General features: G+C 67.0%; 20 protein-coding genes. 12 read left to right on the top strand and 8 right to left on the bottom strand.

Translation table 11 applies throughout. The features are described from left to right. Positions 1-65 precede the first annotated feature (65 nt). Positions 66-590 carry a spore coat U domain-containing protein gene (locus tag RT456_RS18210; RefSeq protein WP_313348678.1) on the bottom strand — a complete coding sequence of 175 codons (525 nt, stop codon included), beginning with the start codon at positions 588-590 and terminating at the stop codon, positions 66-68. 258 nt (positions 591-848) lie between these two features. Between RT456_RS18210 and map the strand changes: the two genes are divergently transcribed. Genes map through dapE form a run of 5 tightly spaced genes read left to right on the top strand, consistent with a single transcriptional unit; the run spans position 849 to position 6,805 of the window. Continuing rightward, entirely contained in the window at positions 849-1,622 is a 774-nt protein-coding gene (gene map, locus RT456_RS18205) for a type I methionyl aminopeptidase (RefSeq protein ID WP_313348676.1), read from the top strand. Between the two features lie 2 nt (positions 1,623-1,624). Next, on the top strand, positions 1,625-4,264 hold the full coding sequence (locus tag RT456_RS18200; RefSeq protein WP_313348675.1) for a [protein-PII] uridylyltransferase: 2,640 nt from the start codon (positions 1,625-1,627) through the stop codon (positions 4,262-4,264). Beyond that, positions 4,264-5,310, top strand: coding sequence for a 2,3,4,5-tetrahydropyridine-2,6-dicarboxylate N-succinyltransferase (dapD, locus tag RT456_RS18195; RefSeq protein ID WP_313348673.1), 1,047 nt, complete (start codon positions 4,264-4,266; stop codon positions 5,308-5,310). The genes RT456_RS18200 and dapD overlap by 1 nt, the downstream gene beginning before the upstream one ends. An 8-nt stretch (positions 5,311-5,318) precedes the next feature. Continuing rightward, on the top strand, positions 5,319-5,681 hold the full coding sequence (locus tag RT456_RS18190; RefSeq protein ID WP_313348672.1) for a Spx/MgsR family RNA polymerase-binding regulatory protein: 363 nt from the start codon (positions 5,319-5,321) through the stop codon (positions 5,679-5,681). After that, complete coding sequence (dapE, locus tag RT456_RS18185; protein ID WP_313348671.1) at positions 5,678-6,805, top strand: succinyl-diaminopimelate desuccinylase; 1,128 nt, start codon at positions 5,678-5,680, stop codon at positions 6,803-6,805. Before RT456_RS18190 ends, dapE begins: the two co-directional genes overlap by 4 nt. 266 nt (positions 6,806-7,071) lie before the next feature. Here dapE and RT456_RS18180 read toward each other — a convergent pair whose 3' ends face one another. Both RT456_RS18180 and RT456_RS18175 read right to left on the bottom strand, forming a co-directional pair. Next, positions 7,072-7,755, bottom strand: coding sequence for a pentapeptide repeat-containing protein (locus RT456_RS18180; RefSeq protein ID WP_313348670.1), 684 nt, complete (start codon positions 7,753-7,755; stop codon positions 7,072-7,074). A gap of 82 nt (positions 7,756-7,837) precedes the next feature. Continuing rightward, positions 7,838-8,713, bottom strand: a complete 876-nt coding sequence (locus RT456_RS18175) for a tetratricopeptide repeat protein (RefSeq protein WP_313348668.1) — start codon at positions 8,711-8,713, stop codon at positions 7,838-7,840. Between the two features lie 315 nt (positions 8,714-9,028). On the opposite strand from RT456_RS18175, the gene asnB reads away from it, so the two are divergent. Both asnB and RT456_RS18165 read left to right on the top strand, forming a co-directional pair. Then, entirely contained in the window at positions 9,029-10,720 is a 1,692-nt protein-coding gene (gene asnB / locus RT456_RS18170; protein WP_313348667.1) for an asparagine synthase B, read from the top strand. A 286-nt stretch (positions 10,721-11,006) separates the two neighbouring features. Beyond that, positions 11,007-12,401 carry a cation:proton antiporter gene (locus RT456_RS18165; RefSeq protein ID WP_313348666.1) on the top strand — a complete coding sequence of 465 codons (1,395 nt, stop codon included), beginning with the start codon at positions 11,007-11,009 and terminating at the stop codon, positions 12,399-12,401. 217 nt (positions 12,402-12,618) lie between these two features. Here the strand turns inward: RT456_RS18165 and RT456_RS18160 are convergent, their stop codons facing one another. After that, positions 12,619-14,949 carry a penicillin acylase family protein gene (locus RT456_RS18160; RefSeq protein ID WP_313348664.1) on the bottom strand — a complete coding sequence of 777 codons (2,331 nt, stop codon included), beginning with the start codon at positions 14,947-14,949 and terminating at the stop codon, positions 12,619-12,621. A 169-nt stretch (positions 14,950-15,118) separates the two neighbouring features. Between RT456_RS18160 and RT456_RS18155 the strand changes: the two genes are divergently transcribed. Next, a complete protein-coding gene (locus RT456_RS18155; RefSeq protein WP_313348662.1) occupies positions 15,119-15,607 on the top strand; it encodes a bacterioferritin in 489 nt (162 codons plus the stop codon). A gap of 316 nt (positions 15,608-15,923) precedes the next feature. Here RT456_RS18155 and RT456_RS18150 read toward each other — a convergent pair whose 3' ends face one another. Genes RT456_RS18150 through RT456_RS18135 form a run of 4 tightly spaced genes read right to left on the bottom strand, consistent with a single transcriptional unit; the run spans position 15,924 to position 20,888 of the window. After that, entirely contained in the window at positions 15,924-16,484 is a 561-nt protein-coding gene (locus tag RT456_RS18150) for a DUF4276 family protein (RefSeq protein ID WP_313348660.1), read from the bottom strand. Further along, entirely contained in the window at positions 16,481-17,671 is a 1,191-nt protein-coding gene (locus RT456_RS18145; protein ID WP_313348680.1) for an AAA family ATPase, read from the bottom strand. The genes RT456_RS18150 and RT456_RS18145 overlap by 4 nt, the downstream gene beginning before the upstream one ends. A 42-nt stretch (positions 17,672-17,713) precedes the next feature. After that, the gene (gene parC / locus RT456_RS18140) at positions 17,714-19,957 is read right to left on the bottom strand and encodes a DNA topoisomerase IV subunit A (RefSeq protein WP_313348658.1); all 2,244 of its coding nucleotides are present in this window, start codon (positions 19,955-19,957) and stop codon (positions 17,714-17,716) included. 58 nt (positions 19,958-20,015) lie between these two features. Beyond that, complete coding sequence (locus tag RT456_RS18135) at positions 20,016-20,888, bottom strand: helix-turn-helix transcriptional regulator (RefSeq protein ID WP_313348656.1); 873 nt, start codon at positions 20,886-20,888, stop codon at positions 20,016-20,018. Between the two features lie 142 nt (positions 20,889-21,030). Here RT456_RS18135 and RT456_RS18130 point away from each other — a divergent pair, with 142 nt between their 5' ends. From RT456_RS18130 to RT456_RS18115, 4 genes are read left to right on the top strand one after another with little or no spacing between them, the layout of a single operon-like run. Then, entirely contained in the window at positions 21,031-21,474 is a 444-nt protein-coding gene (locus RT456_RS18130) for a MarR family transcriptional regulator (RefSeq protein WP_313348655.1), read from the top strand. Further along, on the top strand, positions 21,471-22,964 hold the full coding sequence (locus RT456_RS18125; RefSeq protein WP_313348653.1) for an efflux transporter outer membrane subunit: 1,494 nt from the start codon (positions 21,471-21,473) through the stop codon (positions 22,962-22,964). The genes RT456_RS18130 and RT456_RS18125 overlap by 4 nt, the downstream gene beginning before the upstream one ends. Positions 22,965-22,974: 10 nt before the next feature. Beyond that, positions 22,975-24,156, top strand: a complete 1,182-nt coding sequence (gene emrA, locus RT456_RS18120) for a multidrug efflux MFS transporter periplasmic adaptor subunit EmrA (protein WP_313348651.1) — start codon at positions 22,975-22,977, stop codon at positions 24,154-24,156. A gap of 7 nt (positions 24,157-24,163) precedes the next feature. Beyond that, positions 24,164-25,750 carry a DHA2 family efflux MFS transporter permease subunit gene (locus RT456_RS18115; RefSeq protein WP_313348649.1) on the top strand — a complete coding sequence of 529 codons (1,587 nt, stop codon included), beginning with the start codon at positions 24,164-24,166 and terminating at the stop codon, positions 25,748-25,750. The last annotated feature ends 823 nt before the right edge of the window (positions 25,751-26,573 follow it).

Raw genomic sequence — 26,573 nt, 5'->3', positions numbered from 1 at the left:
CCCAGGCGCGCCCGCCCGTCGTGGCGCGCGGTGCGCGCCCTCGTTCGAGTTCCGGCATGGCGACCTCAGTAGGAGATGGTGGCGGTGACCGTGTCCTGGTAGCTACCGGTAGCGGCGTTGTTCACGCTGGGATTGGCCACCTGGCCATAGACGTTGTAGGGCACCGCAAGGCCGGTCCCCGTGGCGGCAACGGTATTGGTGCCGGTCGTGGCACCCCATACCGTGCTGTGGCCGGCATCCTGGTACAGCTGGTAGCCCACGAAGTTGTTGGTGGTCACCGCCGCATTGGTGTTCTTCATGCGCCGGGTGGTGACGTCGTTCGCGGTGCCCGGGTTGGAGCCGGCATTGAGCGCGATGGTGTACGGCGTCAGCGCCGAGCACTGCGCGGTGATCGTGCCCTGCGCGTTGGACGGGGTGGTGGCGGTGGACAGGGCCGAGCCGAAATCGACGTCGGTCGCCGCGGCGGCCGTGATCGTGCAGGCCTTGGTGATGATGATCTTGACGTTGAACGTGGTGGTGTCGGCTGCACTGGCGGGCGTGGAGACGGCCACCAGGCCAAGGCTGAACAGCAGGGGTCGCAGGGATCGCATGGGTTTTCTCCTTGGACTGAGGTCCTGGATGAACGAATCGATGCCGCCGTACTGCAGGGGGAGGGCGCCCGGAGGCGCTGATCCTCTTATAAGAGCGGGGTTGTAGGGGGGATGTGACGAAAACTGGCCGGTTTTCACACTTTTTACGTTGCGGGCGGGACGGCGGCGCCTCCGGGACCCTCACCGGCCCGAACACGGGCTGTCAGCGTTCCAGCAATTCCCGTTCAGAATGGCTCCGGATCGGCGATAATGGCCGGCATGAGCGTGAATCTGAAAACCCCCCAGGAAATCGAACTGATGCGCATCGCCGGCCGGCTGGCCAGCGAGGTGCTCGACATCGTCACCCCCCACGTCAAGCCGGGCGTGACGACCGAAGAGCTGGACCGCATCTGCCACGACCACATCATCAACGTGCAGAAGGCCACGCCGGCGAATGTCGGCTATCGCGGCTTCCCGAAAACGGTCTGCACGTCGGTCAACAACGTCATCTGCCACGGCATCCCCAGTGAAGCCAAGGTCCTGAAGGACGGCGACATCGTCAACATCGATGTGACCGTGATCAAGGACGGTTGGCACGGCGATACCAGCCGCATGTATTGCGTCGGCACGCCGTCGACGATGGCCAAGCGCCTGGTCGATACCACGTACCAGGCGATGTGGGCCGGCATCCGCGCGGTGAAGCCGGGCGCGACGCTAGGCGACATCGGCCATGCGATCCAGTCGCTGGCCGAAGGCGAGCGCTTCAGCGTGGTGCGCGAGTATTGCGGCCACGGCATCGGCAAGGTCTACCACGACGAACCGCAGGTGGTTCATTACGGACGTCCCGGCCAGGGCCTGGTGCTGCAGCCGGGCATGACCTTCACCATCGAGCCGATGATCAACGAGGGCACCCGCTACAACAAGGTGCTTCCGGATGGCTGGACCGTGGTCACCAAGGACCGCAAGCTGTCGGCGCAGTGGGAGCACATGATCGCGGTCACCGAGACCGGCGTGGATGTGCTGACGCTGTCGCCCGGCGAATCGCAGGTCTGAGCATGCTGCCGGCGAGCCCGACCCTGGACGCGCCGGCCACCGTCGTCGCCGACCCCGAGTGGGCCGCGGAGGCGCGCCAGACCCTGCAGCAGGCCGATGCGCGCCTGTACCGCCGCTTCGACCAGGGCGACAACATCGAGCGCCTGCTGGCGCTGCGCGCGCGCGCTGCCGATCACCTGATCCGGCTGGCCTGGCAGCGCTGCGTGCCGGCCGGTGCCGGCCTGGCGCTGTTTGCCGTGGGCGGTTACGGACGCGGCGAGCTGTTCCCGCGCTCGGACATCGACCTGCTGGTGTTCGGGCCGACCGCCGCACAGCGCGCGCATGAAGGTGCGCTGGCGCGCCTGTTCGCCCTCCTGTGGGATTGCGGTCTGCCGGTGAGCCATGCGGTGCGCTCGGCGCAGGAATGCGTGCAGGCCAGTGCCGACCAGACGGTCCTCACCGCGTTGATCGAAGCACGCCCGCTTTCCGCGGACGACGCGGCGCGGCAGGCCCTGAAGCAGGCCGTCAATGCCGACGGTCTGTGGCCACCGCGCGACTTCTTCCTGGCCAAGCGTGAGGAACTGCTGGCGCGCCATCAGCGTTTCGGCGACACCGCCGACAACCTGGAGCCGGACATCAAGGACGGCCCGGGCGGGCTTCGCGATCTCAATACGCTGGGCTGGATGGCACTGCGCGCGTTTGGCGTGCGCGAGCTGGAAGCGCTGGTCGGGTTGGGCCATCTGGGCCCGGACGAGGCCGCCGCGTTGAAGCGCGAGCGCTGCGCATTGGCGCAGCTCCGCTTCGGCCTGCACCTGGTGGCCAACCGGCCCGAAGAACGCCTGCGGTTCGACTACCAGAAGACCCTCGCAACGCGGCTCGGTTTCGTTGACGACGTCGAGAGCCTGGCGGTCGAGAAGATGATGCAGGGCTTCTACCGCAGCGCCACCGTGGTGCGGCGGATCAGCGACCGGTTGCTGCAGCGTTTCGAAGAGCAGTTCGACGGCGAGGCCGTGCCCGAGCCGGTCAGCGTGGGCTTCTCGCTGCGCCGCGGCTACCTGGCCGCGAACGACCCGAGCTGGCCGCAGGGCGACATCGAACAGGTGTTCGCGTTGTTCGCCAGCTGGGCCTACAACCCCGACGTGCGCGGCCTGCATTCGCTGACGGCGCGCGCGCTGGCCGAATCGCTGGCCGACCTGCCGCCCTACGAACAGGCCGGGGAGAAAGCGCGCGAGCAGTTCATGGCGCTGCTGCGCAGCCCGCGTGCGGTCGATACGCTGGCCCGCATGGCACGACTGGGCGTGCTGGGTCAGTGGATTCCCGCCTTCGCGCAGGTCTCCGGGCGCATGCAGTTCGACCTGTTCCATGTGTACACGGTGGACCAGCACACGCTGATGGTCCTGCGCAACATCGGCCTGTTTTCCAGCAGCCGTGCCGACGAGCGCTTCTCGATCGCACACGAGGTGTGGCCGCGCCTGCGCAAGCCCGAGCTGCTGCTGCTGGCCGGGTTGTTCCATGACATCGCCAAGGGCCGTGGCGGCGATCACTCGGAGCTGGGCGCGGTGGACGCACGCGCGTTCTGCCAGGCGCATGGCTTGAGTGCATCCGACACCGAACTGGTGGCGTGGCTGGTGGAACAGCACCTGCGCATGTCGGTGACCGCGCAGAAGCAGGACATCTCCGACCCCGACGTGATCCATCGCTTCGGCAGCCTTGTTGCCAGCCGCGACCGCCTGGACTATCTCTACCTGCTGACCTGCGCCGACATCGCCGGGACCAGCCCGAAGCTGTGGAACGCATGGAAGGACCGGCTGCTGGCCGACCTGTATTTCGCGGCGCGGCGCGCGCTGCGCGACGGCCTGGAAAACCAGATGCCGGCCGCCGAACGCGTGCTGGAGGCGCGCGACTCGGTGCGTGCGCTGGTGCGCGAACGCGGCTATGACGATGCCACCATCGACCGCCAGTTCACGGTGATGCCCGACGAGAGCTTCATCCGCCTGCGCCCCGAGCAGCTCGCCTGGCAGGCCGCCGCGCTGGTGCCGCTCAAGCAGGGCCAGACCCTGGTCAAGGTGCGCCGGATCAGCGCCGATGACGATGCACTGGAAGTGTTCGTGCATTCTCCCGACCGCGATGGCCTGTTCGCCGCGATCGTGATGACCCTGGACCGCAAGGGCTACGGCATCCACCGTGCGCGGGTACTGGACGGTCCGGTGGAGACGATCTTCGATACCTTCGAGGTGACCCCGGCCGACAGCTTCGCCGACGGCGACCCGGTGCGGCTGGAAGCGGCCCTGCGCGATGCGCTGGCCGGCGACCTCACCCGGTTGCGTCCCTCGCGGCGGGTGATTCCGCGCCAGCTGCGGCATTTCCGTTTCGCGCCGCGGATCGAGTTCCGCGATGCCAACGACAACGACACCGGCGGCACGCGCTTCAGCCTGGTCGCACCCGACCGCCCCGGGCTGCTGGCCGACGTCGCCTTCGTGTTGCGCAACCAGGGCCTGCGCGTGCATGACGCGCGCATTGCCACGTTCGGCGAACGCGCCGAAGACATGTTCGTGATCAGCGATGAGCACGACCACCCCCTGACCGATACCGCCAGGCAGCAGCTGCACGACGCCATGCTGGCCTGCCTGGATCCTGATCGAAACGCCGGAGACCCCCACTGATGGCCACCAAGCCTGCCAAGAAGACTGCCGCCAAGACCGCGGCGGCCAAGACCACCGCTGCCAGCGCCACGCCCGCGCCCGCCGTGAAGAAGGCGGTTGCGGCCAAAAAGGCCGTCAAGAAGGCCACCAGCCCGGCCGAGAGCGCGGCCAAGCGCAGCGCCAGCCGCGACGCCAACATCGCGCGCAAGTCGCTGCGCAAGCCGGCCACGCCGGGCGTGGAAGAACTCAAGTTCGGCATTGAAAGTGCCTTCGAGCGCCGCGCCACGCTGACCCTGCACGAACTGGAAGGCTCGACCAAGCCGCTGGTCGGCCGGGTCATCGACGGCCTGGAAACCGGCGAATTCCGCGTTGCCGAGCCGGATGGCCACGGTGGCTGGAAGGTCAACGAGTGGCTGAAGAAGGCGGTGCTGCTGTATTTCCGTGTCAACGACATGGCCGTGGTCGATGCGCGTCCTGCGCCGTTCTGGGACAAGGTCGAATCGCGTTTTGCCGGGTTCGATGAAGCCAAGTTCCGCCGCGCCGGCGTACGCGTGGTACCGGGCGCGATCGCCCGTCGCGGCAGCTACTTCGGCAAGGACGTGGTGCTGATGCCGAGCTTCACCAACATCGGCGCCTACGTGGGCGAGGGCACCATGGTCGATACGTGGGCCACGGTGGGTTCGTGCGCGCAGATCGGCAAGCATTGCCACCTGTCCGGCGGTGCCGGCATCGGCGGCGTGCTGGAGCCGCTGCAGGCCAGCCCGACCATCATCGAGGACCACTGCTTCATCGGCGCGCGTTCGGAAGTGGTGGAAGGTTTCGTGGTCGGCCACCACAGCGTGATCGGCATGGGTGTGTTCCTGGGCCAGAGCACCCGCGTCTACAACCGCGCCACCGGCGAGATCAGCTACGGTTCGGTGCCGCCCTACAGCGTGGTGGTCTCCGGCCAGCTGCCGTCCAAGGACGGTTCGCACTCGCTGTACTGCGCGGTGATCGTCAAGCAGGTCGATGCAAAGACGCGCAGCAAGACCAGCGTCAACGACCTGCTGCGCGGCCTGGCCGACTGAGTCCCGCGATGACGACCACCGTCTACGGATTGAAGAACTGCGATACCTGCAGGAAGGCCACCAGGTGGCTGGACCGCTTCCAGGTGCCGTACACCTTCGTCGACTACCGCGAGCAGAAGCCTTCGCCGGAGACCCTGATCGACTGGGCCGCCCAGGCCGGTGGTTTTCCTGCGTTGATCAACCGGTCCTCCACCACGTGGCGGCAGCTGCCCGAGAACCGCAAGGCGGCCGACTCCGAGGCCGAATGGAAGCTGCTGCTGCGCGAGTACCCGCAGCTGGTCAAGCGGCCGGTGCTGGTCAGCGCCGACGGCGTGATGACCCAGGGCTTCTCGGACAACGGCTTCAAGCAGCGGTTCGGAGTGGGCGCGTGAACGACGTCGTTGCCTTGACCTGCGACCTGATCGCGCGTGCCTCGGTGACCCCCGAGGACGCCGGTTGCCAGGCATTGCTGGCCGGGCGGCTGGAGCGCGCGGGTTTCCAGTGCGAGCACCTGCGGCTGGGCGAGGTCGACAACCTGTGGGCCACCCATGGCGCCGGTTCGCCGGTGCTGGTGCTGCTCGGCCACACCGACGTGGTGCCGACCGGGCCGGTGTCGGCGTGGACCAGCGATCCGTTTGACCCGCAGATCCGCGACGGCGTGCTGTACGGGCGCGGCGCGGCGGACATGAAAGGCAGCGTGGCCGCGTTCGTGGTCGCCGCCGAACAGTTCGTCGCGGCGCATCCCGATCACCCTGGCACGCTTGCGGTGCTGCTGACCAGTGATGAGGAGGGTGATGCCATCGACGGCGTTCGCCGCGTGGCCGATCTCTTCCGCACGCGCGGCCAGGCCATCGACTGGTGCATCACCGGTGAGCCGTCGTCCACGGCGGTGCTCGGCGATCTGCTGCGGGTGGGACGTCGCGGCAGCCTGTCGGCCACGCTGACGGTGAAGGGCGTGCAGGGGCATGTGGCCTATCCGGACAAGGCGCGCAATCCCATCCACCTGGCGGCGCCCGCGCTGGCCGAGCTCACTGCCCGGCAGTGGGACGACGGCTTCGAGAGTTTCCCGCCGACCAGCCTGCAGGTGTCCAACCTCCAGGCCGGCACCGGGGCCAACAACGTGATTCCCGGCGAGCTGCGGGTGCTGTTCAACCTGCGCTACAACCCGCACTGGAATGCGCCGGTGCTGGAGCAGGAGATCGCCGCGCTGTTGGACCGCCATGCGCTGGACTACACCCTCGCATGGCATCGCAGCGGCGAACCGTTCTATACGCCGGAAGGCACGCTGCGCCGGGTAGCGCGTGAGGTGCTGGGTGAGTTCGCCGGCGGCCCGCCGGAGGAAAGCACCGGCGGCGGGACCTCGGACGCGCGCTTCATCGCGCCGCTGGGCGCGCAGTGCATCGAGGTGGGGCCGGTGAATGCCAGCATCCACCAGGTCGATGAGAATGTGCGGGTCGCGGATCTGGAGCGGCTGCCGGCGCTGTACCTGCGGCTGGTGGAGCGGTTGCTCAGTTGAGCTGGCAACGGGGTACAACCGGCTGATCGCAACGGGCAGATCACAACCGGTCGATGACAACCGACCGATGACAACCGATCGATGACAGCCGACCGATGACAACCGATCGATGACAACCGACCGATGACAACCGACTGGGTAGAGCCGACTGTTAGTCGGCTGCCGTTTGCCGGAACAGCCGACTAACAGTCGGCTCTACCCAGTCGGCTCTACCCAGTGGGCTCCACGCGGTTGGTCGTTCCCACCCAGCCATTCCCACCCAGCCGTCACGCCACGATCAACCCGAACGCGGCCAGCGCCGCCGCGGCCTGGCGCTGCGAGATCACCGCTTTCTTGAAATGCTTGCTGTCCATCACGTTCAGCCCGGTGATGTCGGTGCCGCGCAGGTCCGCGCCTTCAAACCGGGTCAGCCGGGTCTGCGCGTTGCGCAGGCTGCCGCCCTCGAACACCGCGTCGCGGAAGTCACAGCCGGAGAGTTCGGCGTCGGAAAAATCCATGCCCTCCAGCTGGGCCTTGCGGAACGACAGGCCGCGCAGGTCGGCGCTGACCAGCAGGCAATCGCGGAATTCCAGCGCCCAGCCGGTCACTTCCTGCAGGTGCGCGCCGGTCAGCTTGCAGTCCTCGAAGCGTACCGAAGACAACGTCGCGCGACGCCAGTGACTGTTGTTCAGATCGCAGTGCGAGAAGCGCGCATCACTGAGCAGGGCTGAACTGAAATCGCACTGGCCACCGCGGCATTTCGTCCACTGGCTCTCCTCCAGCGACCCCGCCAGCCAGCAGGCGCCGGCGACCGAGCAGTGGTTGAACTGGAATCCATCCATGTCCAGCCGCGAGAAGTCGCCGTTGTCGAACGTGCAGCCTTCGAACACGGCCGCGCGTGGATGCGCAGCCACAATGGCCTGCATGCGTTCGCGGGTGATGGTCTCGTCGCGGAAAGTGGCGGTATTCATGCCGCCATTCTGGTCGATGCCAAGGCGAAGAGGCAGACTTGAAAGCGCTCGCGCGGTGTGTACAGCCTGCGCTGCCACGCCCTCAGTCAAACGTCCAGAACGGCGGCTCGATGGTCTTGCGCCAATACGTCTCGCCGGCCAGGTAGAACCGCTGTGCATACGCCTTCGCGAACCAGCCGGCGGCCGCATCCACATCGCGCGTCACGCCCGCGCGACCGCGGCCCAGCAGCAGGCCGCTGAAATACTGGCCATGGACATTGCCCTGTGCCGCCGCCTGCCCGTACCAGTGCAGGGCCTGTTCGCCATCGCGAGGCAGCCCCATGCCGGTTTCGTACAGGGTGCCGAGATCGACCTGCGCATCTGCATCGCCACGACGTGCACGCGCCTGGATATCGAGCACCAGCGGGTGCGTCACGCCGTCCTTCGGCGCAATGGCCTGGGGCAGCCGCGAGGATTCCGACGACATGCGGTGGTAGATCGTCGCGCGCAGATCCCAGCGCAGCGCGTTGGCCGCGTCACCGCGGTCGCGGTAGAACCTGGCCAGCATCAACATGGCCATCGGGTTGCCGTGCGCGGCGGCGGCGCGATACCAGCGCTCGGCGCGGCGCGGGGACGGGCGCAGCGCGGCGCCCTGCACGATGTTCGGTCCGCTGCCGTGCAGCAGCTCACCGTGGGTCCAGATCCGGCCCAGCGCTTCTTCGGCCTGGCTGTTCTGGAACGTCCAGGGCGTGACGGCGGCAGCACGCTCGTAGGCGCCCACCGCACGCGGATCATTGAAGGTCTCGTAGGTCCGGGCCGCGTCCAAGAGGCTGTCGACGCTGCCGTCCGCTGCTGCGGTCTCCAGCGACTGGGCGATGCTGGCCGGGGTCCGTAGGGGGGCCGTGCCGCAGGCGGCCAGGGCGAGGCTGAAGGCGACGACGCCAAGCCGCAGGGCGGTGCGTCCGATGCAGGGGTTCATTCCGGTCCGGTGCTGCAGAAGGGGCATGATTATCGCCCCCGACAACCGAAGGTTGCCATCGCAACAGTTGCACCCCGCGGAAAACCGGGGTACGGTCGATCCATGTCCACGCTCCTGGCCACCGCCGTCAACACCACCAACCGCAATAATCTGCGCGCGAATAATCGTGCGCGGCCAATGCGGGACTGCGACCAGGGCTAGAACAAGCAACAAACGCCCGGACCCCAGAAAACCCGCATCGGCCGATGCGGGTTTTTTTTTGGCCGATCGGATGCAGAGACGACGTGTATTCCCCCATCATCAGGAGCTGTTCCCATGTGTTCGATCTTTGGAATGTTCGGCCTGCAGGCCGGCGATGACCTCGCGGCATTGCGCCGCCATGCGCTGGACCTGTCGCAACGCCAGCGGCACCGTGGCCCGGACTGGAGCGGTGTGTATGTCGACGCCGGCGCCATCCTCGTCCACGAGCGGTTGGCCATCGTGGACCCGGCCGGCGGCTCGCAGCCGCTGCTGTCCGAGGACGGCCGCCTGGCGCTCGCGGTCAACGGCGAGATCTACAACCATCGCGAACTCAAGGCCGAGCTGGCCCAGCCGTACGCGTTCCAGACCGGCTCGGACTGCGAAGTGATCAACGCGCTGTACCAGCAGGACACACCTGCATCGTTCCTCAACCGCCTCAACGGCATCTTCGCGTTCGCGCTGTGGGACCGCGACCAGCAGCGGGTGCTGATCGCGCGCGATCCGATCGGCGTGGTGCCGTTGTACTGGGGGCACGATGCGCACGGCAGGCTGGTGGTGGCGTCCGAGCTGAAGTCGCTCGTCGACATCTGCGCCGATGCCGCGCAGTTCCCGCCGGGTCACTGGTACGACAGCGCGACCGACACGCTCACCCGCTACTACGAGCGACCGTGGCGCGACTACGACGCGGTCGAGGGCGTGGAGGCCGACCGGGCCGCGCTGCGCGACGCCTTCGAGCGCGCGGTGCACCGCCAGCTAATGACCGACGTGCCGTACGGCGTGCTGCTCTCCGGTGGCCTGGATTCGTCGTTGGTGGCCGCCGTGGCCGCGCGCTACGCCCGCCACCGCATCGAGGACGGCGATCAGAGCGAGGCCTGGTGGCCGCGGCTGCATTCGTTCGCGATCGGCCTGAAGGGCTCGCCCGACCTCGCCGCAGCCGCCATCGCCGCCGAGGCGCTGGGCACCGTGCACCACGGTTTCGAATACACCTTCGAGGAAGGCCTGGATGCGCTGCCGGAGGTGATCCGGCATGTGGAAACCTACGATGTCACCACCATCCGTGCGTCGACGCCGATGTTCCTGCTGGCACGGCGGATCAAGGCGATGGGGGTGAAGATGGTGCTGTCCGGTGAGGGCAGCGACGAGATCTTCGGCGGCTACCTGTACTTCCACAAGGCGCCCAACGCGCGCGAGTTCCACGAAGAGCTGGTACGCAAGCTCGATGCGCTCAACAACTACGACTGCCTGCGCGCCAACAAGTCGATGATGGCCTGGGGCGTGGAGCCGCGCGTGCCGTTCCTGGATCGCGAGTTCCTCGACGTGGCCATGCGCATCGATGCGCGCCACAAGATGGTGGGGCAGGGCGCAAACGGCACGCGCCGGATAGAGAAGGCGGTGCTGCGCGAAGCGTTCGAGGGCTACCTGCCCGATTCGATCCTGTGGCGGCAGAAGGAGCAGTTCAGCGATGGCGTCGGCTACGGCTGGATCGACGGCCTCAAGGCACACGCCGAGACGCAGATCAGCGACCGGGTGATGGCCGCGGCGGACAAGCGCTTCGTACACAACCCGCCGCAGACCAAGGAGGCCTACTACTACCGGCACGTATTCGAGCAGTTCTTCCCCACCCAGGCCGCGGCCGAGACCGTGCCCGGCGGGAAGTCCATTGCCTGTTCATCGCCCGCGGCGATCGCGTGGGACGCCAGCTTCGCAGCCATGGCCGACCCCTCCGGCCGCGCCGTGGCCGGCGTGCACGAGCAGGCCTTGGCGTAACAATGCCGGGGGGCTGGCATCGGGTAGTGCCGGCCGCTGGCCGGCTCCTCGGACGTCCGGCATCGCGCGCAGCCGGCGTAGTGCCGGCCGCTGGCCGGCTCCTCGTACGCCATGCATCGCGCGCAGCCGGGGTAGTGCCGGCCGCTGGCCGGCTCCTCGTACGCCAGGCATCGCGCGCAGCCGGGGTAGTGCCGGCCGCTGGCCGGCTCCTCGTACGCCATGCATCGCGCGCAGCCGACCAGCGGCCGGCACTACCGGGTAACATTCGCTCCTCATGCATTGGGGAATGTTCATGGACGTACAGACCGGAGGCGACGTGCCGCGGATGAAATGGGGTTGGCACTACCTGGCCTGGGCCGGGATTCCGCTGGTCATCGGCCTCGCACTGGCGCGCTACGCCGGGCCGGAGCTGCCGGCCGCCGCAGCAAAGGCGGACGCCGTGGTCGGCAGCGACTGGGCCCACCACCTGGCGTCGCCGCTCGGCCTGTTCCTGCTGCAGCTGCTGGTGCTGCTGGTCGTCGCCAAAGGCGCCGGTGCGCTGCTGAAGCGGCTGGGCCAGCCGGCCGTGATCGGCGAAATGGCCGCGGGACTGATGATGGGGCCGCTGGTGCTGGGCAGCCTGCTGCCCGACCTGCACGGTGCCCTGTTCCCGGCCAGCTCGCTGGGCCCGCTGGGCATGCTGAGCCAGCTGGGCGTGCTGATGTTCCTGCTGGTGGCCGGGGCCGAGCTCGACCTCGGCGGGCTGCGCGGCCGCCGCCGTTTCGCCTTTACCGTCAGCCATGCCGGCATTGCCGTGCCGTTCGTGCTGGGCGTGCTGCTGGCCATCTGGCTGTTCCCCGAACATGGCCCGCAGGGCGTCAGCTTTACCGCGTTCGCGCTGTTTGTCGGCATCTCGCTTAGCATCACCGCGTTCCCGGTGCTGCTGCGCATCCTGGCTGATCGGGGCCTCACCCACACGCCGCTGGGGCAGACCGCCATCGCCTGTGCGGCGCTCGGCGATGCCACGGCATGGTGCCTGCTGGCGCTGATCGTCGCGGCGGCGCAGGCGACCGGCTGGGTCCCGGCCAGCCTCAGCCTGCTGTGCGTGGTGGCGTTCATCGCGCTGATGCTCGGCCTGGTCAAGCCTTGGTTCTCGCGCCAGGTCATCCGACCGGGCAGCGAAGGCCGCTGGCTGCTGGGCGTGCTGCTGCTCTCGCTGGCCAGCGCGCTGGTCACCGAGGTGCTGGGCATCCATGCGCTGTTCGGCGCGTTCGCCGCGGGCGTGGCGGTGTCGTCCAATGCACAGCTGCGCACGCTGTTGATCGAGAAGGTCGAGCCATTCGCCGTCACCCTGCTGCTGCCGTTGTTCTTCGCCATGACCGGCCTGCGCATGCGCGCCGATGCCTTGCAGGCCAGCGACCTGCTGCTGTGTGCGGTGGTGATCGCGGTGGCCACGCTGGGCAAGCTGTTTGGCACCTGGAGCGCGGCACGCAGCGCGGGCATGCAGAGTCGTGAGGCATGGAAGCTGGGTGCGCTGATGAACACCCGTGGCCTGATGGAGCTGATCGTGCTCAACCTGGGCTATGAGCTGGGCTTCCTCGGCGACCGCCTGTTCGCCGTGCTGGTGATCATGGCGCTGGTCACCACGGCGATGACCGGGCCGCTGCTGAGCGGGATGGAGCGCTGGAAGGCGCGCCCCTGATCGCAACGGCGGGATAGGCGGCGCCGGGATACACGACGGCGGTATGCACGACTGCGGGATGCACCGCGGCCGGATACACGACGGTCGGATACACGGCGGTCGGATACACGGCGGGGTAGAGCGGACTGTCAGTCCGCTGCTCTACGCGCGGCCGGTGAGGGCATCGCCAACGGCAGCGGACTAACAGTCCGCTCTACAGTCCGCTCTACAGTCCGCGCTACGGCTCGAGCACCAAGGTGTAACGGGCTTCGCCCGGCAGGAACGGCGTCGGCGTGCCCTGCACCCAATCCTCGTGTCCTGCCCCCCAGAACGGCGACAGCGGATGCCCGCTCTGGCCGCCGGGCATGTGGATCAGGCCCTGGTCCTCGTGCCCGGGCGATACCACCATGCGCTGCGAGGCGCCGAATGCCGGTCCCTGTACGCGCGGCATGTCGCGGTCGCCGGGCAGGCCATCGGCCGGCATGCACAGCCACGGCCGCGCGAACGCGGGCAGGGCGCGGCTGATCGGGTGGCAGATGGACGCCGTGTTGCGCTCGCCCCAGGTGCGCCTGGCCAGGTCCGGCCCCTGTTCGGCCAGCTCGGCCTCCGCCTGGCGCGCCGCTTCGGCCAGCAGCGCGTCCCAGTCCTTGTACGGTGGCGGCAGCAGATGCGCAGGCCGCTCCGTGACCAGCGGCCACAGCACCCCTTCGATCTGCGCCAGCTTCGGCTCCAGGTACGCCGCGCCCAACCTCGCTTTCGCCTGTGCCAGCAGGCCGGCGGACACGATGTCCTGCACCTTGCCGCGGAATCCGCGCGTGATCCGGTAGCTCACCGCATCGGGCGCCGCGCGGCCCTCCCAATGGCGGCTGGCCACCTCCAGCCGCTTCAGCGCCGGATCGTCGCTGTGTTCGACCACCTGCCGCAGCACACCCCACCACCGTTCCAGGAACACCGCGCGGTCGTCCAGCTGGATGGCCAGCAGGTCGTTCTCGTTGAAACGTTGTTTCGCCAGGAGGTCGTCGCGGATCTGCCGGCCGCGCGCGCCCAGGTCATAGCCGGCATTGCCGGCGACCGCGAGGTCGGCCCCATCCAGCACGCGCCCGTTGGCGGTCCACAGCCGCTGCGTGGGTGGGTCGACCAAGGCGGGTGAGTGGTCGCTGCGGATCGACCAGGGGGCGCAGGTCGCGGGCGCGACGGAGGTGGCGCCGTTCGGCGGGCACTCCGCCGCACGGTCGGGGCGCGCGCCGATCAGGCGCCACGCGATCCGGCCGTGCTGGTCGGCCAGCAGCAGGTTCTGGGTTGGAATGCCGGCGCGGTCGGCGATCCGCAGGGCGTCGTCCAGGTCCCGCGCACGCGCCAGGTGGGCGAAGTCCAGGCGCACCGCACCGGGCAGCTGGGCGGTCCAGCGCAGTGCCTCGCCGCTGCCATCCGCACGCTCATGCAACAGCGGCCCCCACGCGGTTTCGCGCACGCGCAGCATCACATCAGGCTGGCCGGCAACCTGGATCCGCTCCTGGTGCGTGGTGATGCCGCCCGCACCGGCCGGTACGGCCACGTAGTCGGCATTGTCGATGTAGCTGTTGGTGAAGCCCCAGGCGACATGCCCGTTGCTGCCCACCACGATGGCCGGCAGGCCCGGCAATGAGAAGCCGCTCGCATCCACTTTGCCGCCGGGCGCGTCCGGATCGGGAAAACGCACGCGCACGCGGAACCACAGGTTCGGTGCGCGCAGGCCCAGGTGCATGTCGTCGGCCAGGATGGCGCGGCCATCGGCGGTCAGCGCACCGGCCACCGCGAAGTTGTTGCTGCCGTGCACGTCCGCGTCCGGCGCCTTCCCGGCCGCTGCCGAACCTTGATCCTTACCCAATCGCACTGCGTCCGCATCCGGCAACTCGGCATTGCCGCGCGCCTCACCGAACAACGGCGCATCCCATTCGCTGCCATCGTGGCTGAGCAGCGCATACAGCGCCGGCGGCACCACGTCACGGATGCGGCGCATCGCCAGTTCGTTCTGGTTGGTGGGGTCCTGCAGGTCCGCATACATCGCCAGCCCGGTGAGCACCGAATCGGTGGCGGTCCATGCGGCGGGCGCCTGGCGCAGCAGCAGGTACGGCCACGGGCGCACGCGCAGGTCCTTGAGGCCACTGTTGACGCCTTCCACATACGCCTGCACGACCTGCGGGCGGTCACCCATCGCCACAGCAAGATGGGCGTCGGTGCGCGCGCGCAGGCGGTGCACGCGCATGCGCTGGTCCATCGGCACGGCGGCCGGTCCGAACAGCGCCGACAGCTCACCGGCGGCGGAGCGGCGCATCAGGTCCATCTCGAAGTAGCGTTCCTGGGCGTGCACCAGGCCCAGGGCGCGCATCGCATCGGCTTCGCTGCCGGCGTCGATGGTGACCACGCCCAGCGCATCGCGGGTAACGCTGGCCCGCCCCTGCAGCCCGGTGAGGTGCTGTTCCCCGTCAAGCGTGGGCAGGCTGCCGCGCAGCAGCCACCACACCAGGCCGATCACGACCAGCACCAGCAGCACCAGACCCCACGCACCCCGCTTCAGCCAACGACGCATCCCGGCTCCCTGAAAACCACCTAAGGCCGGGGCGTGCCCGGTTATCCACCCTGCGGTGGAACGCGTTGCCGCCGGCACCGACTGCGCCTGCGCATGCAACTGATTCCGATTAGATCACGGCGGTCCGGGATAGGGCACCATGGCCCCATCGATTCACTGGAGACCCCCCATGAAAGGCCATCCCGACGTCATTGCCTGCCTGAAGGAGCTGCTGCGCGGCGAGCTGGCCGCGCGCGACCAGTACTTCATCCATTCGCGCCGCTACGAGGACCAGGGCCTGTTCGCCTTGTACGAGCGCCTCAACCACGAGATGGAAGAAGAGACCCAGCATGCCGATGCGCTGCTTCGCCGCATCCTGTTCCTGGGCGGCGATCCGGACATGCGCCCGCACGTGTTCGCGCCCGGCGTGACCGTGGAAGAAATGCTGCGGAAGGACCTGGACACCGAGTACAGCGTGCGCGACAACCTGGCCGCCGGCATGAAGCTGTGCGAACAGCACCAGGACTACGTGAGCCGCGACATGCTGCTGGTGCAGCTCAAGGACACCGAGGAAGACCACGCCTGGTGGCTGGAGCAGCAGCTGGGCCTGATCAAGCGCCTCGGCTTGGCCCTGTACCAGACCAGCAAGATGGAAGCGAAGGGCGCGTCAGCGCACTGAGCGGGTAGCGCCGGCCGTTGGCCGGCCTGCACAACCTGTCCGCCAGCCAGCAGTCGCCAGCCAGCCAGAAAGAGAGACGTCCGCCAGCCAGTCAACCGCCCGCCAGCGACGCACAAAAAAACCGGGGAAATCCCCGGTTTTTTTGTGAGCGATGCATCACTCCACCGACAACCCTTCCACCTTCTGCCACCCGCGCGGCAACAGGTGGCCGCGCGCACGGCCGGGGTCAATACCTTCAAGCCGGGAGGTGAGGTCGAGCATCGCCTTGCCGCCCTTGTTACGCCCAGCCCCAGTGCTATTGCGGGTTGAGTCGAATCTAAGCGGCGATCAATCGACGGATTCCCGTGCAGAGCTGGTTGAAACTCTTGGACCGGTTCGTTCCATCCAATGTCATCTCGGGGGAGATCAATCTGGATCCATTCAACTTCTGGTACTTCTTGTCGCTGATCTTCTTCAGTTCTTGCGCGGCATTGTTCAATGCGTCTGGGTCCCGGAACTTTCGGGATATTTGTTGACGCGCCAGTCCAGAGATATGAAGTGCTCGCTCAACCGCCCCTAGGTCTCCAAGATAGAAGGTTTCCAGTTCGTGGCATGCGATTCGAATGAGCGCATTTGGTTTGCCGGCTTCGTTGCATATTTCGCGCAAGCGACTCTTCAATGCCACGCAGTCTCCAGAGTCCTGATCGTGAAGTACGACAAAATGCGTGTCGGGCGCCAGCCAGCCTCTTAGGCGGCGCCCGAGCTGGCTCTGGAGGTCCTGTTTTCCTTCAAAGACAAGGAAGCGAACGTCGATATCGGGCCCGATGATCCTGGGAAGGATGCCTTCCAGCAAAAATTTTGCGGATTCCTCCTCAAGGCAAAAAACCAAGGTCGTCACTGTGGATCGACTCCGGTGAAGAAGCCCTGTTTCCAGAGATATCCCATCTGGTCCCCCGCCGCCATGTAAGCCGAAACCTGCGGGTCGTCCTTGGCACGCATGATTTCGGAATACCCATCACGCTTGCGAAGCCAAAAGACTTCGTCGAGCTCTAGCGAGTTGAGAAAGTCAGGGGAGTGCGTTGAGACCAGTACTTGGCCACCACGATGCGCGTACTCCCGAAACTCTTCAGCAAGCTCGCCTAGAAGCTTGGGATAGAGTTGATTCTCAGGCTCTTCAACGCAGAGTAGGGGGTGAGGCCGTGGGTCGTGAAGCAACACGAGGTAAGCAAACATCTTGATCGTTCCATCGGATACGTACCGGTCAATGAACGGATCCTTGAAGGCACCATCTTGGAACTGCAACAGAAGCCGGCCGTCTTCGGTCAGCTTTGGTGTGACGCTGCTTACCCCGGGAACACGCCGGCGCATGCTCTCCAGAAGATCATTAAAGATATCTCGATGGTTTTCGTAAAGATTTCTGGCTACAAGCTGGAGATTGTCGCCGGTCTCGGAAAGATGTTCATCCACTCCTACGGCATCCTTGCTTCCTCGGGCCTGGTTGATGTGGAAGTCTGAGACATGCCAGTTCTCAATCAACTGGCGAAATGCGTTTGCTGCCTTGAATCGCTCAAATTGCCCTAGGCCACTAATCGCGAGAGTGTCCGGCGAAACCTTCTGCTCTTCCCGGTCCAGATCTTCATCCGGACGATTGAAATCCTCCTCGTTGCTGATTGCATAACCAGCGCCCTTGCGGAAGTCGAGGAAATGGAAGGGAGAGCCGTATCGGCCACGCTTGTAGCGAAGGACTTCATGCAGAACGACCGGGCGTCCCCGCTCTTCGCCGAGGTGCAGGCCATAGGTCACCAACCGTTCAATACCAGCGATCTCCATCCGAAATTTGATCTCGATCTCAATGCCTTCGGATGGATCTGCGCCGCGAGACAGCAGCTCTTTGAACCCGCCGCGAGGTTGCAGCGCTCGGGAAACGTTGTGCAGTAGACAGTCCTTCAAGAAACCGAACACTCCGAACAAGGTAGATTTGCCGGTGCCATTGGCACCGACAATCACACACAAGTCCGGCATGTCGGCCATCGTGGCGTTTCGGAAGCTCTTGTAGTTCTTGAGCCGGATGGATTCTATGCGCATGGTGATGTCGGCCAATGATTGCGTGCGATACAGCTGAGGACGTTACTCGACTGACAACCCTTCCACCTTCTGCCAGCCACGCGGCAGCAGATGCCCACGCGTCGCACGCGTGCCCAGGTACGTGTCCAGATCCTTGAACGACAGGTTCATGGTGCGCGCGCCGCTGCGCACCAGCAGCGTGTTGCCGGGGCTCACCGATACCACCGCGACCACCCGCTCGGTGGCGAGCTTGGCCTTGGGGATGTCGATGATCTTGTTGCCCTTGCCCTTGTCCAGTTCCGGCAGGTCGGTGGCCGCAATCGCCAGCAGGTTGCCCGAACTGGTGACCGCCACGATCCGGTCGGTGTCCGGGTTGGCGACCACGGCCGGGGTCAGCACCTTGGAACCGGAGGTCAGGTTGAGCATCGCCTTGCCGGCCTTGTTGCGGCCGGTGAGGTTCTCGAAGCGCGTCACGAAGCCGTAGCCATGCGTGGACGCGAGCACGAAGCGGGTGTTGTTCTCGCCACTGGCCAGGGTCATGAACGCACTGCCCGGGGCCGGCGAGAAGCGGCCGGTGAGCGGTTCACCGTTGCCGCGCGCCGAGGGCAGGGTGTGGATCAACGTCGAGTAGGCGCGGCCCTCGCTGTCCAGGAACGCCACCTGCTGGGTGCTGCGCGCGCGCACCGAACCCAGCAGCGCGTCACCATCACGGTAGGACAGCGTGGACGGGTCCATGTCGTGGCCCTTGGCCGCGCGGATCCAGCCCTTCTCCGACAGCACCACCGTCATCGGCTCGCTCGGCACCAGCTCGGTCTCGTCGATCGCCTGCGCCGCGCCCCGCTGCACCAGCGGCGAACGCCGCGCATCGCCGAACTTCTTCGCGTCGGCCACCAGCTCGTCGCGGATCAGCTTGCGCAGCTTGGTCTTGCTGTCCAGGATCGACTGGATCCTGTCGCGCTCCTTGGCCAGCTCATCCTGCTCGCCGCGGATCTTCATTTCCTCCAGGCGTGCCAGCTGCTTCAGCTTGGTTTCCAGGATGTACTCGGCCTGGTCGTCGCTCAGCGCAAAGCGCGCGATCAACGCCGCCTTGGGCTCGTCCTCGGTACGGATGATGTGGATCACTTCATCCAGGTTGAGGAACGCCACCAGCAGGCCTTCCAACATGTGCAGGCGGCGCTCGACCCTTTCCAGGCGGTGGGTCAGGCGCCGGGTCACGGTGGTGCCACGGAACTGCAGCCACTCGCTGAGCAGCATCTTCAGGTTCTTCACCTGCGGACGCCCGTCCAGCCCGATCACGTTCATGTTGACCCGGTAGCTGCGCTCCAGGTCGGTGGTGGCGAACAGGTGGCCCATCAGCTGTTCGGCATCGACCCGGTTGGAACGCGGTATCAGCACCACCCGCACCGGGTTGGCATGGTCGGATTCGTCGCGGATGTCTTCCAGCCACGGCAGCTTCTTGGCCCGCATCTGCGCGGCGATCTGTTCGATCACCTTCGATGGCGAGACCTGGAAGGGCAGCGCGTTGATCACGATGTTGGTGCCTTCCTTGAGGAAGGTAGACCGCGCGCGCACGCTGCCGTAGCCGGTTTCGTACATGGTGCGCAGGTCGGCGGCCGGGGTGATGATCTCGGCTGCGCTCGGGTAATCCGGGCCCTTCACGTGCTCCAGCAGGTCGGCGATGCTCGCCTCCGGATCGTCGAGCAGGTGCAGCAGCGCACTGACGATCTCGTTGAGGTTGTGCGGCGGCACATCGGTGGCCATGCCCACGGCGATGCCGGTGGTGCCGTTGAGCAGCAGGTGCGGCAGGCGTGCCGGCATCCACGTCGGCTCTTCCAGGGTGCCGTCGAAGTTCGGGGTCCAGTCGGTGGTGCCCTGGTTGATTTCGCCCAGCAGCACTTCGGCGATCGGGGTCAGCTTGGATTCGGTGTAACGCATCGCCGCGAACGACTTGGGATCGTCGGTCGAACCGAAGTTGCCCTGGCCTTCGATCAGCGGGTAGCGGTAGGAGAACGGCTGGGCCATCAGCACCAGCGCCTCGTAACACGCGCTGTCACCGTGCGGGTGGTATTTACCGATCACGTCGCCGACGGTGCGCGCGGACTTCTTGGGCTTGGAGCCGGCGTTCAGCCCCAGCTCGCTCATCGCATAGATGATGCGGCGCTGCACCGGCTTGAGGCCATCGCCGAGGAACGGCAGCGCACGGTCGAGCACCACGTACATCGAATAGTCGAGGTACGCCCGTTCGGCGTACTCGCGCAGGGGCAGCTGTTCAAAGCCGTGGAAAGCGGGGCGGGCAAGATCGGTCATGCGGCATTGTTACCTGTGGCAAGGGACGGCGACGGCTGACGCCCTCGCAGGCGGTCGATTATCCGGATGCGGCGGGGGATGCCAAGCCGCGTGTTGCAGGCAGGGGGTGGCTCCCGCGCGCCAGGTAGCGTCCGGGCGGACTGCCGAAGTGGCGGCGGAACACGGTGACGAAGGCGCTGGGGCTGCTGAAGCCCAGTTCGTGGGCGATGGCCGAGACGCTGGCGCCGTCGGACAGGCGGCGCAGCCCTTCGGCCAGGCGCGCCTGCTGGCGCCACTGCGCGAAGCTCAGCGTGGTCTCGTCGCGGAAGTGGCGGGTCAGGGTGCGCGGCGAGAGCCCCGCCCACTGCGCCCACTGCTCCAGGCTGCGGTCGTCGGCGGGCTCGGCGATCAGTTGCGAGGCAATCCGCAGCAGGCGGCGGTCGCGCGGCATCGGCAGGTGGGTGCGCTGGCGCGGGGCATTGCGCAGTTCATCGAGCAGCACCTCCATGATGTGGCGCTGTGCGGGCGTCGCCTCGGCGCTGGGCGCCCAGGTGGTCACCCGCAGCGCCAGGGCCTGGAGCAGGTCGGAGATGCCCACCACGCAGGGCTCGGCGGGCAGGTCCCGGGCCAGTGCCGGGGCGATGATGACCCCCCAGCCGCGCAGCGGCCCGCGGATATCCACGGTGTGCGGTTCCCCGGGCGGCATCCAGCCCGCGCAGCCGGGCGGCATCGACCACGTGCCGTGGCGGGTGCGCACCGTGAGCAGCCCCGCATCCACGCAGATCAGCTGGGCCCGGTGGTGTTCGTGCCAGTCGACCTCGCGTTCCAGCCCGCGCGGGCTGTCCACCCGGAAGCCCAGCACGCCCAGCCCGTCGTCGCGCTCGAACCAGTCGAGCACGTCGCTGCGGATCTGGACGCCGGGCGGGTCCGTTGGCCTGAAAGTGTTATCCATTGTCCATATTGTAATACCGGGCCAGCCAGGGCCGCCATTAAGGTAGCGGCCTCCCATCGTTCCATCTGCTGCAACACAGCATTTTGTTCCAATTTAAATATTTCTATTGAGAAATATATTTTTTGGAACAAAATACGCACCCATGATCTGCCCTGATGCCAATCCCCCCAGCTTCGGCCTGCTGCTGCGCCAGGTGCGCGACGGCCTGGTCCGCCAGCTCGACACGTCGATGGCCGAGGAAAACCTCGGCATCGGCTTCACCCACTACCTGGGCCTGAAGGTGTTGTCGGCGCGTGCGCCGTGCACCGCCAACGAACTGGCCCAGGCCCTGGACCAGGTGCCCAGCGCGGTCACCCGCCTGCTGGACAAGCTGGAAGCGCTCCACTGCGTGCGGCGCGAGCCCCACGCGCAGGACCGGCGGGCGCTGCAGATCGTGCTTACCGATGAAGGCCGCCAGCTGTGGGCCCGGCTGAAGCAGCGCGGCGACCAGACGATGGACGACGCCATGCGCGACCTGTCTTCGGACGAACGCGCGCACCTGCTTTCCCTCATGACCCGTGTACGTGACTCCCTCAATACGCCATGACCTCTTCAACTGATCGCACCTCATCGCTGCGGCCCCTGCGCCCGGCGCTGCCGGCCGTGCTGGCGCTGGCGCTGGCCGCCTGTGCCAGCACCGGTGGCCTGCAACCCCAGGGCCAGCTGCTCGACGCCGACAGCCTGCAGACCCAGCGCACCCTGGCCGGCCACTCCCTGAGCCCGGCCGCCTGGCCCGCCACCGACTGGTGGCGCGCACTGGGCGACCCGCAGCTGGACGCACTCATTGCCGAAGGCCTGCAGCGCAACCCGGGGCTGGACGCGGCCGACGCGCGCCTGCGCCAGGCACGCTCGCAGATCGGCACCGCGCATGCCGATCGCCTGCCCAGCCTGTCCGCATCCGGTGGCTACACCGGCGTGCGACTGCCCGAATCGATGGTCGGCGATGAGCTGGGCGGCAGCTATGCCGGCAGTGGCCAGGCCTATCTCAGCTTCAGCTATGGCATCGACCTGTGGGGCGGCAAGCGCGCCGCCTGGGAAGCGGCCGTGGACAGCGGCCATGCCGCCGAGGTGGATGCACAGGCGGCGCGCCTGAACCTGTCGGCCGGCATCGCCGAGGCATACGCGCAGCTGGGCTTTGCCTGGCAGCTGCACGACGTGGCCAGCGAAGAGCTGGCACGCTCGCAGAAGACGTTGACCCTGACCCGCCAGCGTCGCGCGGCCGGCATCGACAGCGACCTGCAGACCCGCCAGGCCGAAACCCGCATCCCGGCCGCGCAGCAGCAGCTGCAGGCCGCACAGCAGCAGATCGACGAGGCCCGCACCGCGCTGGCCGCGCTGGTCGGGCAGGGCCCGGATCGCGGCCTGCAGATCGAGCGGCCGCAGGTGCTCGATCCGTTGGCGCTGCAGCTGCCCGGCGTGCTGCCGAGCGAACTGCTGGGTCGCCGCCCGGACATCGTCGCCGCGCGCTGGCGCGTGGAGGCGGCCGGTCGCGAGATCCATGCGGCCAAGGCGAAGTTCTATCCCAGCCTCAACCTCACCGCACTCGGCGGCGTGGTGGCCAGTGAAGTGGACCAGCTGCTCAAGAGCGGCTCGACGTTCGCCTTCATCGGCCCGGCGCTGAGCCTGCCGATCTTCGACGGGGGCCGTCTGCGCGCCAACCTGGACAAGACCGATGCGGCGTACGACCTGGCCGTGGCCGATTACAACCAGTCGGTGGTCAACGCGCTGCGCGATGTCGCCGACCAGGTCAACGCGGTGCGCTCGCTGGCCGACCAGGCCGCCTCGCAGGCGCAGGCCGTGGCCACCGCGCGTGCCGCCCACGATCTGGCGCAGCAGCGCTACAAGGCCGGCATTGGCAGCTACCTGGACGTGCTCAGCGTGGAATCGCAGCTGTTGCAGTCGCAGCAGCAGCTCGCCTCGCTGCAGTCGCGGCAGATCCTTGTTTCGGTACGGCTGAGCCAGGCACTGGGCGGTGGCTTCACCCCGTCCGGCGACGCCGCCACGCTCGCCACCGCCCCCGAATCCACGCATTCCTGAGATACCTTCCATGAGCCAGACTTCCGCTCCTGCTGCCGCACCGGCAGCCCCCTCCCGTCGTGGCAAGCTGCTGCGCGGCCTGCTGGTCATCGTGGTGCTGCTGCTGGCTGCCGCCGCGCTGTGGTACTTCATGTTCGGCCGCTGGTTCGAAGACACCGACGATGCCTACGTGCAGGGCAACCAGGTGCAGATCACCCCGCTGGTGACCGGTACGGTGGTGGCCATCAATGCCGATGACGGCATGCGCGTCGAGCGCGGCCAGCTGCTGGTGCAGCTGGACCCGGCCGACACCGAAGTGGCGCTGCAGCAGGCCCAGGCCAACCTGGCCAAGACCGTGCGCCAGACCCGCGGCCTGTACCGCAGTGTGGAAGGCGCGCAGGCCGAGTTGAACGCCCGCCAGGTCACCCTCAACCGCGTCCGCGAAGACTTCGCGCGCCGCAAGGGGCTGGCCGCGACCGGCGCCATTTCCGATGAAGAGCTGGCCCACGCGCGTACCGAGCTGGCCGCCGCCGAGGCGGCAGTGGCCGGGTCGCGCGAAACCTTCGAGCGCAGCAACGCGCTCGTCGATGACACCGTGATCGCTACCCAGCCGGACGTGCAGGCGGCCGCCGCGCAGCTGCGCCAGGCCTACCTCAACAATGCGCGCGCCGGCATCGTCGCGCCGGTCACCGGTTATGTGGCCCGTCGTTCGGTGCAGGTCGGCCAGCGCGTGCAGCCGGGTACCGCGCTGATGGCGGTGGTGCCAACCGAGCAGATGTGGGTGGAAGCCAACTTCAAGGAAACCCAGCTGCGCCACATGCGCCTGGGCCAGGAAGTGGAACTGCGCTCGGACCTGTACGGCGGTGACGTGCACTACAAGGGCCGCATCGACAGCCTGGGCCTGGGCACCGGGTCGGCGTTCTCGCTGCTGCCGGCGCAGAACGCGAGCGGCAACTGGATCAAGATCGTGCAGCGCGTTCCGGTGCGTATCGCGATCGATGCCAAGCAGCTGGCCGAGCACCCGCTGCGCATCGGTCTGTCGATGAAGGCCGAGGTGAGCCTGCGCGACCAGAAGGGCACCGTGCTGCCGACCGCTGCGGCCAAGGGCCAGGTGTTCGACACCGACGTGTACGCCAAGCAGCTGCACAACGCCGACGACGCGATCCACGAGATCATCCAGAACAATCTGCCGCGCACGGCAAAGGCAAGCTGAGGTCCCCATGTCCGCACAAGCTCCCGCCGCGCCCGGTAACCCGGGCGCGCCGTCGGCGCCAGGTGCGACCGGCGCGTTCCGGCCGGCCAATGTCGCGCTGTGTACTGCAGGCCTGGCCATGGCCTCGTTCATGCAGGTGCTCGACACCACCATCGCCAACGTGTCGCTGCCCACCATCGCCGGCAACCTCGGCGCCAGTTCGCAGCAGGCCACCTGGGTCATCACGTCGTTCGCGGTCAGCACGGCGATCGCGCTGCCGCTGACCGGTTGGCTCAGCCGCCGTTTTGGCGAAACCAAGCTGTTCATCTGGGCGACGCTGTCGTTCGTGGTCGCGTCGCTGCTGTGTGGCCTGGCGCAGAGCATGGGCATGCTGGTGGTGTCGCGGGCGCTGCAGGGTTTCGTGGCCGGTCCGATGTACCCGATCACGCAGTCGCTGCTGGTCTCGATCTACCCGCGTGAGAAACGCGGGCAGGCGCTGGCGCTGCTGGCGATGATCACGGTGGTGGCGCCGATCTGCGGCCCGATCCTGGGCGGCTGGATCACGGACAACTACAGCTGGGAATGGATTTTCCTGATCAACGTGCCGCTGGGCATCTTCGCGGCGCTGGTGGTCGGCAATCAGTTGAAGGGGCGCCCGGAGCAGATCGAAAAGCCGAAGATGGATTACGTGGGCCTGATCACGCTGATCATCGGGGTGGGCGCGCTGCAGCTGGTGCTCGACCTGGGCAATGACGAGGATTGGTTCAGTTCGCCGACGATCGTGGCGCTGGCCTGTGTGTCGGTGGTGGCGTTGGCGGTGTTCCTGATCTGGGAGCTCACCGACAAGGACCCGATCGTGGACCTGCGTCTGTTCCGCCACCGCAACTTCCGCGCCGGTACGCTGGCGATGGTGGTGGCCTATGCGGCATTCTTCAGTGTGTCGCTGCTGATCCCGCAGTGGCTGCAGCGTGACATGGGCTATACGGCGATCTGGGCGGGTCTGGCGACGGCACCCATCGGCATCCTGCCGGTGATCATGACGCCGTTCGTGGGCAAGTATGCGTCGCGGTTCGACATGCGCTGGATTGCGTCCTTCGCGTTCGTGTTCCTGTCGTTCACGAGTTTCCTCCGTTCGGGCTTCAACCTGCAGGTAGACTTCGGGCATGTGGCGGGGGTGCAGCTGATCATGGGTATCGGTGTGGCACTGTTCTTCATGCCGGTGCTGCAGATCCTGCTGTCGGACCTGGACGGGCGCGAGATTGCGGCCGGCTCGGGTCTGGCGACGTTCCTGCGCACGCTCGGCGGCAGCTTCGCGGCGTCGTTGACGACGTGGCTGTGGGCACGCCGCACGCAGCAGCACCACGCGCACATGACCGAGAACATCTCGGGCTACACGCCGGGGATGCAGGACCAGGTGGCGGCGATGGGACAGGGCGACCTGCAGCACGGGGCGGCGGCGCTCAACAACATGATCAACCACCAGGCATCGCAGATGGGTTTCAACGACATCTTCTTCCTGCTGGGCTGGATCTTCCTGGCCATCATCGCCTTCCTGTGGCTGGCCAAGCCGCCGTTCGGCGCAGGGGCGGGTGCGGCGTCGGCTGGCGGGCATTGAGTTGGTTGTGTTGAGTTGAAACGAAGAACCCCGCCGAAGAGCGGGGTTTTTTGTTGTGTGCTGCTGACAGCGAACGGCGCACAGCAGCGTTTTTGTTGTTCCGTGCTGGGGAGGCCGGCGGGCAGCCCCCTCCGGGACACGCCGTGAACCCATCCATGGGGGCTGCTAGAAAACATCCATGTTTTCTAGCGTCCCTACGGGGGCTACCCGCCGGCCTCCCCCGATGGATGGTCGCGTGCGGGAAGAAAGAGCAGACACGCATGGCGTGCCTCTACGAGGTCGCGTTGATGCATTCCGCGTGATGCCGGTAGGGGCGGTTCCCGAACGACTGCACGGAACAACCCAACATCCGGTAACGCATGAAAACCATCGAAGCCCGCTTCTGATCTCCCCGGGCCACCAACAAACCGTCGAGGGTCGGCGGGGCGGGTTTGCGGGACCGTAGAAAACATGGGCCGGGCGCATGCGCCCGGCGGGTTGGGCAGGACGCCCAACCCAGGCCTTGCCGTGTACGCAGGACTGCGTACACGCGCAAGTTTTCTACGATGGACGTATTTACGGCGTGTCCCGCAAACCCGCACCCGCCGGCCCAGCTCAGATCATGCGATGGCCGCCGGCTGTTCGCACGGATGCATGAAGCTGCCGGGCAGGGCCCGGCACTACAGGATGGAGTGCAATAGAGTGCGCAATCGCGATTCAACACGGGAGGGAATGCGCACCAAACCCCGGAAACGAAAAAACCCGCTTGCGCGGGTTTGATCATTTACTGAGTCATGGTGCCCAGGAGAGGACTCGAACCTCCACGAAGTTGCCCCCGCTAGCA

The sequence above is a fragment of the Stenotrophomonas sp. genome (assembly GCF_032099025.1).
Classification (GTDB): domain Bacteria; phylum Pseudomonadota; class Gammaproteobacteria; order Xanthomonadales; family Xanthomonadaceae; genus Stenotrophomonas.
The sequence above is the reverse complement of the archived record's forward strand: the minus strand, read 5'-3'. Positions and strand labels throughout refer to the sequence as shown.

Coding starts and splice junctions, on each gene's coding strand:
- RT456_RS18190 (WP_313348672.1), top strand. CDS start 5,319: ATGACGACCACCGTCTACGGATTGAAGAACTGCGATACCTGCAGGAAG.
- map (WP_313348676.1), top strand. CDS start 849: ATGAGCGTGAATCTGAAAACCCCCCAGGAAATCGAACTGATGCGCATC.
- parC (WP_313348658.1), bottom strand. CDS start 19,957: ATGACCGATCTTGCCCGCCCCGCTTTCCACGGCTTTGAACAGCTGCCC.
- RT456_RS18130 (WP_313348655.1), top strand. CDS start 21,031: ATGATCTGCCCTGATGCCAATCCCCCCAGCTTCGGCCTGCTGCTGCGC.
- RT456_RS18175 (WP_313348668.1), bottom strand. CDS start 8,713: ATGAACCCCTGCATCGGACGCACCGCCCTGCGGCTTGGCGTCGTCGCC.
- RT456_RS18200 (WP_313348675.1), top strand. CDS start 1,625: ATGCTGCCGGCGAGCCCGACCCTGGACGCGCCGGCCACCGTCGTCGCC.
- RT456_RS18155 (WP_313348662.1), top strand. CDS start 15,119: ATGAAAGGCCATCCCGACGTCATTGCCTGCCTGAAGGAGCTGCTGCGC.
- RT456_RS18160 (WP_313348664.1), bottom strand. CDS start 14,949: ATGCGTCGTTGGCTGAAGCGGGGTGCGTGGGGTCTGGTGCTGCTGGTG.
- emrA (WP_313348651.1), top strand. CDS start 22,975: ATGAGCCAGACTTCCGCTCCTGCTGCCGCACCGGCAGCCCCCTCCCGT.
- RT456_RS18180 (WP_313348670.1), bottom strand. CDS start 7,755: ATGAATACCGCCACTTTCCGCGACGAGACCATCACCCGCGAACGCATG.
- asnB (WP_313348667.1), top strand. CDS start 9,029: ATGTGTTCGATCTTTGGAATGTTCGGCCTGCAGGCCGGCGATGACCTC.
- dapD (WP_313348673.1), top strand. CDS start 4,264: ATGGCCACCAAGCCTGCCAAGAAGACTGCCGCCAAGACCGCGGCGGCC.
- RT456_RS18145 (WP_313348680.1), bottom strand. CDS start 17,671: ATGCGCATAGAATCCATCCGGCTCAAGAACTACAAGAGCTTCCGAAAC.
- RT456_RS18210 (WP_313348678.1), bottom strand. CDS start 590: ATGCGATCCCTGCGACCCCTGCTGTTCAGCCTTGGCCTGGTGGCCGTC.
- RT456_RS18115 (WP_313348649.1), top strand. CDS start 24,164: ATGTCCGCACAAGCTCCCGCCGCGCCCGGTAACCCGGGCGCGCCGTCG.
- RT456_RS18165 (WP_313348666.1), top strand. CDS start 11,007: ATGTTCATGGACGTACAGACCGGAGGCGACGTGCCGCGGATGAAATGG.
- RT456_RS18125 (WP_313348653.1), top strand. CDS start 21,471: ATGACCTCTTCAACTGATCGCACCTCATCGCTGCGGCCCCTGCGCCCG.
- RT456_RS18135 (WP_313348656.1), bottom strand. CDS start 20,888: ATGGATAACACTTTCAGGCCAACGGACCCGCCCGGCGTCCAGATCCGC.